Origin of the sequence: Pseudomonas algeriensis (genome assembly GCF_048847255.1) — a bacterium.
Lineage (GTDB): Bacteria > Pseudomonadota > Gammaproteobacteria > Pseudomonadales > Pseudomonadaceae > Aquipseudomonas.
Window position 1 is genome coordinate 1 of the sequence record NZ_JBKKRK010000034.1, and the last position, 11065, is coordinate 11065.

Sequence of the window (11065 nt, forward strand, 5' to 3'; positions counted from 1 at the left end):
TGCTTCAGCGGCTCACCGGCCAGGTTGATGATGCGCACGCTCTTAGGAATTTCCCCACTGCGCTGCAACGCGGCGATGGCCGAGGGCACGGTGTTGATCAGGCGCACCTGGTCGCGGGCCGGCAGGTGCGGCAGTTCCAGGGCATTGCGGGCGATGATCAGCGAACCGCCGTTGGCCAGGGTCACGAACAGCTCCCACACCGACAGGTCGAAACACACCGAGGTCGAGGCCAGCACGCCTTGGATGTCGTCGCGGCTGTAGACGGTTTTCGACCAGTCGATCAGCGCCAGAACGTTGCGGTGGGCGATGGCCACGCCTTTAGGTTTGCCGGTGGAGCCGGAGGTGTAGATGACGTAGGCGAGGTTGTCCGCTGAAACGTGAGTAACCGGTGCGCTCAATGGATAACGTGAAAGGTCGAGTTGATCGAGGATCAATACTCGGGTTCCGGCCGGCGCCGTCAAAGCCACAGCCTGCTCGGTCAACAGCACCTTCGCCCGACTGTCGTCGAGCATGTAGGCCACGCGTTCGGCCGGGTAATCCGGGTCAAGCGGCACATACGCGCCGCCAGCCTTGAGCACCGCCAGCAAGGCGATCAGCAGTTGCTCGCAGCGCGGCATCGCCACACCCACGCGCACTTCCGGGCCGACGCCCAGCTCGATCAGTTTATGGGCCAGACGATTGGCGCGGCCGTCGAGTTCGCTGTAGCTCAGGCGAATATCATTGAACGTCACCGCCAAGGCGTCCGGGGTGTTATCCGCTTGGCGGGCAATCAATTGATGGATGCATAGGTCTTGCTCGAACGGCGCATCCACCGGATTCCAGTCATGGGTCAGGCGCTGGTGTTCATCGAATTCCAGCATCGACAGTTCACCCAAGCACAGCTTGCCATTAGCCGTCATCTGTCCGAGCAACTGAGCCAGATGCGCCGCCAATCGCTCCACGGTAGCCGCCGAGAAACTCGCCCGCTGATAACTCATATGCACCGACAACTGCCGCTCCAGCCCCACCAACAGCGTCAACGGATAGTTGGTCTGCTCCTGAGTGGTCGGCGAACCAAAACGCAAACCGTCCGGTGCGCCCTGCTCCAGGGCCTCGGCGATCGGGTAGTTCTCGAACACCAACAAACTGTCGAACAACGCGTCGCCGCCCTGCCCGGCCCAGCGTTGGATGTCCAGCAACGCGGTGTGCTCGAACTCGCGCAAGGCGAGGTTCTGCGCTTGCACCGCTTGCAGCCAGCTGTCCAAGGACTGCTCGGCCCGAGGGCTGGCGATCACCGGCAAGGTGTTGATGAACAAACCGATCTGCTGCTCGATGCCAGGCAGGTCCGCTGGGCGACCGGCCACCGTCGCACCGAAGACAACCGTTTCTCGACCGGTGTAGCGCTGCAACAGCAGCAACCAGGCGGCCTGCACCAGCGTGTTGACCGTGACCTTCGAAGATCTGGCAAAGGCTTCCAGGCGACGGGTCAGGGCTTCGTCCAGCACCTGCACATGATCGCCATAACCAACACCAGCGTCCGTCGGTTTGGCCACCGCGTCGGCCAGCCGCGTCGGCGCCTCCAGGCGTTGCAGCAAAGGTTTCCAGAACGCTTCGCTGACCGCCGCGTCCTGGCGTTGCAGCCAGGCGATGTAGTCCCGATAACGACCGCCCGATACGGCAACGGACTGCCCGCTGTAGCGTTGCAGCACTTCGCCGAGCAACTGCGAGTTGCTCCAGCCGTCCATGAGGATGTGATGGCAGGTGTAGATCAGGTGATAACGATCGTCCGCCACGCGCACGACCACCAACCGCAACAACGGCGCCGCGTCCAGGGCAAACCCTTGTTGGCGCTGGGCCGTTGCGAGGTTTTCCAGACAGTGAGCCAGGTCAGCCTGTGCGCGCCCGTCCTCAAGCTGCAACACAACGTCGACGCGCTTGTACACCACCTGCAATGCATGCTTGAAATCGCCGGCCCAGACAAACCCGCTGCGCAGCACGTCATGGGTATCCGTGGCCGCCTGCCAGGCCAGGCGGAAGCGTTCGACGTCCAGCCCTTGGACCTCCACGCGCATCTGGTTGATGTAGTGGCCGGCCTGTTGCTCGTACAGCGTGTGAAACAGCATGCCCTGCTGCATCGGCGATAGCGGATAAAGGTCCTCCACCTCTCGCGCCACCAGCGGCAACGCGTCCAATTGCGCCTGGTTCAGCCCGGCGAGGGGGAAGTCCGACGGCGTGAAGCCGTGGCGTTCGGTCTGGCAACAGTGGTCGATCAGCGCCCGCAATTCCCGAGCGTAATCCTCTGCCAGCGCCTGGATCGTCGCTTCGTCGAACATCTGCGTGCTGAAGCTCCAATCGATGCTCAACTCACCGGCATAGACGCTGCCATTGAGAGTCAACCAGTTATCCAGCGGTGCCAACGGACTTTGCGCCGCGCCCGCCGATTCGCTGGCCGGGACAAACAGCCCATTGGCCGCTTCGTTGAAGCCGCTGTCGAACTGCCCCAAGTAATTGAAGGTGATGCGCGGCACCGGCAGTGCCGCGAGGGCACGACGCGTCGGTTCATCGCCCAGGTAACGCAGCACGCCGAAGCCAAGCCCTTTGTCGGGGATCGCCCGCAGTTGCTCCTTGATCGCCTTGATCGAGCCTCCGGCGGTCGCCGTCGGGGTCAGACGCACGGGGAACAGGCTGGTGAGCCAACCCACGCTGCGGCTCAGGTCCACATCATCGAAGAGGGCCTCGCGGCCATGGCCTTCCAACTGGATCAAGGTCGACGCCTGGGAAGTCCAGCGGCCGATCACCCGGGCCAGCGCCGTCAATAGCAGGTCGTTGACCTGGGTGCGATAGGCCGCCGGGGCTTGCTGCAACAATCGTTGTGTCAGTGCTTTGTCCAGCCGCGTCTGGACTTGCGTCCCATGACACCGACTCAAATCACCGTGGGGGTAGTCGCAAGGCAGGTCGGGGCGAGCGCCGTCCAGTTGCGCCTGCCAGTAAGCGACTTGGCCTTGCAACGCCGCACTGCTGGCATGGGCCTGCAACCGTTGCGCCCAAGTCTGTGCAGACGTGGTCTTGGCCGGTAACGTCGGCATCTGGCCGGCCTGCAATTGGTCGTATGCCTGTTGCAAATCTTCCAGCAGCACCCGCCAGGACACGCCGTCCACCACCAGGTGATGAATCACCAACAACAACCGCTGGCTGCCATCAGCCAGGGTCGCCAGGACACCCCGCAGCAGCGCGCCACTGCCCAGTTCAAGACTGCGCTGGGCGTGTTCGGCCAGGCGTTCGAGGGCCGGCGCGTCGGGAACCTCGGCGGCCCACAACAGCGGCGAGCGTTGCCACAACGCACGTTGATCGGCCAGGGTGTTATGGCGAGCGATCCAGGCGCCATCCTCATGGGTGAAGGCCAAGCGCAACGCATCGTGATGTTCGACCACGGCCTGCAACGCCTGCTCCAGATGCCCGGCGTGCACCGGCCGCACGCCTTTGAGCAGTACCGACTGGTTCCAGTGATGGGGCTCGGCCATGGCCTGCTCGAAAAACAACTGCTGGAACGGCAGCAGCAGCGCCTCGCCTGTCACCGGGCCCTGGTCGATGACCGGCCCGCCGTCTCCCGTTGTCGCCACGCCGGCCAAACCCTGGATGGTCTGGTGCAGGAACAGGTCCTTGGGGCTGAAATGAAGGCCGGCCTGCCGGGCCCGGCTCACCACCTGAATGGAGATGATCGAATCGCCGCCCAGCTCGAAGAAATTGTCGGTCACACCCACGCGCTCGCGTCCAAGCACGCTTTGCCAGATATCGACCAGCGTCTGCTGCTGCGCCGTCATGGCTACGATGTAGGCCTGGGGATGGGCGCTCGGCTCGGCCTTGGGCAGTGCCTTGCGCTCGAGCTTGCCGTTGGGGCTGACCGGCATTTTTTCCAGCCACACCCAGTGTTGCGGCACCATGTAGTCGGGCAAGGATTGGCTCAGATGTTCCCTGAGGCTTGCTTGCAGCGCCTGGCGAACGGCGCCATCGGCGGCGAGCAGCTCGGCGCGCGCCGGCACCAGATAAGCCACCAGCAGCGTGCCGTCCTGGGCCAGGACCACGGTTTCGCGCACGGCATCGTGTTCGGCCAGGCGCGCTTCGATTTCACCCAACTCGATGCGCAGGCCACGGATCTTCACTTGATGGTCGATCCGCCCGGCGTATTCGATCACGCCGTCGGGGCGATAGCGCGCCAGATCGCCGGTCCGATACAAGCGCTGACCATGGCCGAACGGCCCGGTGACGAAGCGCTCGGCGGTCAACGCCGCGCGTCGGTGGTAACCCCGCGCCAGCCCTTTGCCCGCCAGATACAACTCGCCGATCACCCCCACCGGAACCGGCGACAATTCATCGTCGAGGATGTAGGTGCCCAGGTTGGCGATCGGTTGGCCGATGGGCACGCTGTCGCGGCCCTCCTCGACACAGGTCCAGTGAGTGACGTCGATGGCCGCCTCGGTCGGGCCGTAGAGGTTGTACAGGTTGGCGTTCGGCAATTTAGCGAACACCTGCTGCTGGGCATCCACCGGCAGCGCTTCGCCGCTGCAGACGATCCGCTTCAAACCGGTGCATTCGGCCACGCGCGGGTCCTGCATAAACGCCTGGAGCATCGACGGCACGAAGTGCAGCGTGGTGATGCCCTGGGCCGTGATCAAGTCGATCAACTGCGCCGGGTCACGGTGGGCGCCCGGCGCGGCCACCACCAGCGTCGAACCGGTCAGCAGCGGCCAGAAGAACTCCCACACCGACACGTCGAAACTGAACGGTGTCTTTTGCAGCACGCTGTCCGAGGCATCGAGGCCATACGCCTGTTGCATCCAGCACAGCCGGTTGGCCAGGGCGCGATGGCGATTGCCCGCACCCTTGGGCTTGCCGGTGGAGCCGGAGGTGTAGATCACGTAAGCCAGGTTTTCGCCGTGGATTTCGACGCCTGGATTGCCGACGCGGCTGGCATACAAGCCGTCATCGGGCAGGTCCAGCACCAGGCTGCGCAGCCCTACCGGAATCGGTAAGGAATCGATTAAATGTCGCTGAGTCAGCAGCAAGCCGATGCCGCTGTCGTCGAACATGTAGGCCAGGCGATCGTGCGGATATTCGGGGTCCAAGGGCACGTAGGCGCCGCCGGCCTTGAGGATCGCCAACAGCCCCAGCACCATCTCCACGGAACGCTCCACGGCGATGCCCACCAGCACGTCGGGGCCGACGCCCTGGTCGATCAACCGATGGGCCAAACGGTTGGCCCGGGCGTTGAGTTCACGGTAGCTCAGGCGCTGCTCGCCGAAGACCAGCGCAGGCGCGTCCGGGGTCCGGCGCACTTGCTCCTCGATCATGCTTTGCACGCTGCGGTCGAGCGGGTAATGCTGCGCCGTCGCGTTCCAGTCGCTGAGCATGTGCCGGCGCTCGTCCTCATCCAACAGCGCCCACTGCACCACCGGGCGATGCAGGTCGTGCACCAGCTCGCGCAACAGGTTGAGCCAATGCCGGGCCATGCGCTCGATGGTCGCCGGCTCGAACAGATCCGTCGCATAGGTCAGGGCCGCGTGCAAGCCCTGCGGGCCCTCGACCGTGTCCAGGCTCAGGTCGAATTGCGCGGTACGCTGCGTCCAGCCCAGGGGCTCGACGCAAAGGTCCGGCAAGGCATTGGCGAACGCCGAATCGGTTTCGTTGCGGTGGTTGAACATCGCCTGGAACAACGGGCTGTGGCTGAGGTTGCGCTGCGGCTGCAAAGCATCCACCAGTTGCTCGAAAGGCAGGTCCTGGTGCATCTGCGCGGCCAGGGCCGTCTGCTTGAGCTGCTGCAACAGAGCGGCGCCGGTCAGCCCATTGTGAAACTCGCTGCGCAGGACCTGAGTGTTGACGAAGAAACCAATCAGTCGCTCGGTTTCCAGTCGTTGACGGTTGGCGATCGGCACGCCGACGCGGATGTCGGCCTGGCCGCTGTAGCGGTGCAGCAGCGCCTGGAAAGAGCCGAGCAACAGCACGAACAGCGTGACGTTTTCCCGTCGGGCCAGGGCCTTGAGGTTCGCGCTCAAGGCAGCGTCCAGCCTGATCGGCAGGCGTGCGCCGCGCAGGCTTTGCTGCGCCGGGCGCGGACGGTCGGTGGGCAGTTCCAGCAGCGGTTGCTCACCGCCCAGTTGCCCGGACCAATAGGCCAATTGGCGATCCCGCTCACCGGCCGCCATCCATTGCCGCTGCCAGACGGCGTAGTCGGCGTATTGCACCGCCAATGGCGGCAGATGCGCTTGCTGGCCTTGGGCGAACGCCGAATACAGGCTCATCAGGTCATCGACCATCACCTGCAAGGACCAGCCATCGGAGACGATGTGATGCAGCGTCAGCACCAGGATGTGATCCTGCTCATCCACCTCCAGCAGTGCCACGCGCAGCAATGAATCAGTCAACAGATCGAAGGGGCGCTGTGTCTGCTGTTCGACAAAGGCCTGGATCTCATCCTCTTCCAGGCGCTGCTCGACGAAGTCGACCTCACCCTGTTCGCGAATGACTTGGCAGGTGCGGCCATCCTCTTCGACGAATACAGTGCGCAAACTTTCGTGACGCGCCACCAGCGCGGCGAAACTTTCGCGCAGCGCCTCCTTGTCCAGCGTGCCGCGCATCCGCAGGGCCGTGGGGATGTTGTAGGCGGCGCTGTCCGGGTCCATTTTCCACAGGAACCATTGGCGTTCCTGGGCAAACGACAGCGGCAGTGGCGCATCGCGAGGCACCGGCACCATTGCCGGGGCCTGTTCGCCTGGCGTGGCCTCGAAGGCTGCGACAAACGCCTGCAAGGTGCTGTGTTCGAACAGGCTGCGCAGCGGCACCTCGATGCCCAGCACCCGACGGATTCGCGAGACCACTTGGGTCACTAGCAGCGAATGCCCGCCCAATTCGAAGAAGTTGTCCTCCAGGCCCACGCGCTCAAGCTTGAGCACGTCCTGCCAGATCGCCGCGACTTGTTGCTCGACCTCACTGCGAGGCGCCAGGTAGGCCTGTTGCAGATCGCTGGCGTCGGGCGCCGGCAAGGCCTTGCGATCGATCTTGCCATTGGGTGTCAGTGGCAATCGGGCCAGGAACAACAGGTGCGCCGGGACCATGTAGTCCGGCAACTGCGCCTTGAGGGCTGCCTTGAGCGCGACGCGCAACGGCGCATCGGGCTCCGGCACCGCGCCGCTGGCAGGCACGACGTAGCCCACCAGTTGCGCACCGGTCGGGCCTTCGTGGGCGACCACCACGGTTTCGCGCACGCTGTCCTGGGCCAGCAGCGCGGCTTCGATTTCCCCAAGTTCGATGCGCAGGCCGCGGATCTTCACCTGATGGTCGATGCGGCCGAGGTATTCGACCACGCCTTCGGGGCGATAGCGGGTCAGGTCGCCGGTGCGGTACAGCCGTTCGCCGGCGGTGGAAAACGGGTCCGGTACGAAGCGTTCGGCGGTCAGCCCCGGGCGCTGGAAATAACCACGGGCAAGGCCGGCGCCGCCGATCAGCAGCTCGCCCGGCGCGCCGGGCGGATTGAGGGTCAGGTCGCCGCCGACGATGTACAGCGCGGTATTGTCCAGCGGCTGGCCAAGGAACGGCCGGTCGCGCTCGGGGCTCAATGGATGCGCGGCCGACCAGATGGTGGTTTCGGTAGGGCCATAGAGGTTCCAGAGCTTTGGCGAAAGCGCCAGCAGTCGCTGCGCCAGTTCCTGGGGCAAGGCTTCGCCGCCGCACAGGAATGTCCGGCCGGCGAGCACCGATGCCCGCTCATGGTCGAGCAGCATGCGCCAGCTCGACGGCGTGGCTTGCAGCACGCTGATGTCGTGATGCTCGACCAGCGCCAGCACCGCTTGCGGATCCTGATGCACGTTCTGCCCGGTCAGGACGATGCTGGCCCCGGCGCAGAGCGGCCCGTAGATTTCCAGGCCGAAAATATCGAAGGAGAAGGTCGTCAGCGACAACATGCGATCGCTCGCCGCGAGCCCCGGCTGGGCGATCATGCTGGTGATGAAATTGCTCAGCGCACCATGGCGCACCATCACGCCCTTGGGCTTGCCGGTGGAGCCGGAGGTGTAGATGACGTAGGCCAGGTGCTCGCCGGTCGGCGATACGGCCGGGCAGGTTTTCGGAGCCTCTTGCAGCGCGGCGTCCCGCTGATCGAGCAGCAGGGTCCGGAGCGTCGACGGGATCGGCAATCGCGCCTGCAAACGGGCCTGGGTCAGCAGCAACCCGATGCCGCTGTCTTCGATCATGTAGGCCAGGCGATCCTCGGGATACGCCGGGTCCAGCGGTACGTAGGCGCCGCCGGCCTTGAGGATCGCCAGCAGGCCGACAATCATCTCAATGCTGCGCTCCACCGCGATGCCCACCAGCTCCCCGGGGGACACGCCCATATCAATCAAGCGGTGGGCCAGTTGATTGGCGCGGGCGTCCAATTGCCGGTAGCTCAGGGATTGTCCGTCCACGGTCAGTGCCAGTGCGTCGGGGGCCCGCTGAGTTTGTTCGACGATGCGTTGGTGGACGCACACGGCTCCGGCGCCGTGGTCGGCGACGCGCAGCCATTGCTGTTGCGTGAATCGCTGTTGCGCCGGGTCGAGCAGCGGCAGTTCGCCGACCCGCTGGCGGGGTGCATCGACAATGCCTCGCAGCAGGTTTTGCCAATGCGCGGCCAGGCGCTCGATGGTCTGCGGTTCGAAGAGGTCGGTGGCGTAGGTCAGCTCCGCGGCGATGCCCTGCTCGGTTTCGTAGGTACCGAGGGTCAAGTCGAACTGGGCGGTGCGCCCTTCCCACGTCAGGTCCTCGACGCGCAGTTGCGGCAGGTGCGTCTGCCGGCGACCCGTAGCATCGGCGTTCTGGTGGTTGAACATCACCTGGAAGATCGGGCTGTGGCTGAGGCTGCGCTCTGGTTGCAGGGCTTCGATCAGTTGCTCGAACGGCAGGTCCTGATGGGCCTGGGCCGCCATGGCCGCTTGCTTGACCTGGGCGAGCAAGCCATCGAATGGCTGCTGCCCATCGACGTGGGCGTTAAGCACCTGGGTATTGACGAAAAAGCCGATCAGCCCTTCGGTCTCGACCCGGTTGCGGTTCGCCGTCGGCACGCCGACGCGGATCTGCGGCTGGCCGCTGTAGCGGTGCAGCAACGCCTGGAACGAGGCGAGCAAGACCATGAACAGGCTGGCGCCTTCTCGCTGGGCCAGTTGTTTCAGCGAGGCAGCCAGCTCCGGCGCCAGCTTCACGTCCAGCCGCGCGCCACGAAGGCTTTGCACCGGGGGGCGCGGATGATCGAACGGCAGCTCCAACACCGGTTGCTCATCGCCGAGGACCTGGACCCAATAAGCCAACTGGCGTTCACGCTCGCCGGCTTCCAGCCAATGGCGTTGCCAGATGGCATAGTCGGCGTATTGCACCGGCAGTTCCGGCAATGCCAGCGGCTGGCCGCCGGTGTCGGCGGCGTAACAGCGCACCAGTTCATCCACCAGCACGCGCATCGACCAGCCATCGGCGATGATGTGGTGCTGAATCAGCACCAACACATGGTCGTCCTCGGCGATTTTCAACAGCGAAACCCGCAGCAACGGCCCTTGGCGCAAATCGAATGGACGTGCGGTTTCGCCTTCGATGTAAGCCTTGATGCCCGCGTGCTCGCTGGTCGATGAACCGGTGGGCAGCGTCTCGACAGCGATGCTCAGGGGCATCTGCCGATGGATGACCTGCACAGCTTGCTCGCCGTGCTCGGCGAACGTGGTGCGCAGACTTTCGTGACGCTCGACCAGGGCATTGAAGCTGCGTTCCAGCGCCGGCACATCCAATCGACCTCTGAGGCGCAGGGCGCTGGGGATGTGGTAGGCCGAACTGTGCGGCTCCATTTGCCAGAGGAACCACTGACGCTCCTGGGCGTAGGACAGCGGGATATGCTCGAACCCGGAACGCACCTCGGGGATCGGCAGGTTGGCCGGCGAGACGCCCTCTTCCAGCATCTTCTCAAGGTACAGCCTGCGTTTGTCCAGCGGCAGAGTGATAAAGCGCTTGGCGACCCTCAAAGCAACACTCTTGTCCATCAGACTTCCTCCATTTCATCAAGCAGGGCGTCCAGCTTGTTCAGTTTCTCTTCATTGATTGGCCCGTCCGTGCTGTCGAGTCGGGCGATGAAATCCTGCAGGACGGGGTGCTGGAACAGCAGTTGCGGGGTCAGGCTCAACCCCAGTTCGAGGGCCATGCGCGAGACGGCGGTGACCGCCAGCAGCGAGTGGCCGCCCAGCTCGAAGAAGTGATCGTTCAGGCCCACGCGCTCGACGGTGAGCACCTGGGCCCAGATCGCCGCGACTTGCTGTTCCAGTTCGCTGACGGGTGCTTGGTATGCGTTTTGCGATCGCCCGGCCTCGATGCCCGGCAACGCCTTGCGGTCGAGTTTGCCGTTGGGGGTCAACGGCAGGTGATTGAGGAACAGCCAGTGCGCCGGGATCATGTAGTCGGGCAGATGCTCCTTGAGGCGGGCTTTGAGTGGATCGCGCAGGGTGTCGGCATCCGCCGAAGCCACCACATAGGCCACCAACTGCTGCCCGCCCGGCCCTTCCTGGGCCAGCACCGCCACCTCCTTGACCTCGGGCTGTTGCAGCAGTCGCGCCTCGATTTCCCCCAGCTCGATACGGAAGCCGCGGATCTTCACCTGATGGTCGATGCGGCCCTGGTATTCGAGCGCGCCGTCGTCGCGATAACGGCACAGGTCGCCGGTGCGGTACAGGCGTTCGCCGGTGGTGGAGAACGGGTTGGGCACGTATTTTTCGGCGGTCATCGCCGCGCGGCCAAGGTAACCCCGGGTGATGCCCGCGCCGCTCAGGTACAGCTCAGCCGACACGCCCTGGGGGACCGGTTGCAGGTTGGCGTCCAACAGGTAGCTGGCGGTGTGCTTGAGTGGGCGACCGATGTTGGCCGTGCCGCCTTGGGTGCGGCGGGTCCAGGTTGAATAGGTGGTGTCTTCGGAGGGGCCATAAAGATCATAGACATGCTCAATTCCTTGTGGGAGCGAGCTTGCTCGCGATAGCGGCGGGTCAATCAATGATGGGCTGACTGATAGGACGCCATCGCGAGCAAGCTC

The 11065-nt window shown here is 64.5% G+C and carries 2 protein-coding genes; both read right to left on the minus strand.

Features of this window, described 5'->3' with window-relative positions; all coding sequences use genetic code 11:
• Positions 1 to 10028, minus strand: a 10028-nt coding sequence (locus tag ACLK1G_RS25765) for an amino acid adenylation domain-containing protein (protein WP_420767944.1), incomplete at its 3' end; no start/stop codon positions are given.
• Positions 10028 to 11065: AMP-binding enzyme (locus tag ACLK1G_RS25770; RefSeq protein ID WP_420767945.1), on the minus strand; the 1038-nt coding region annotated here is incomplete at its 5' end. The genes ACLK1G_RS25770 and ACLK1G_RS25765, both read right to left, overlap by 1 nt.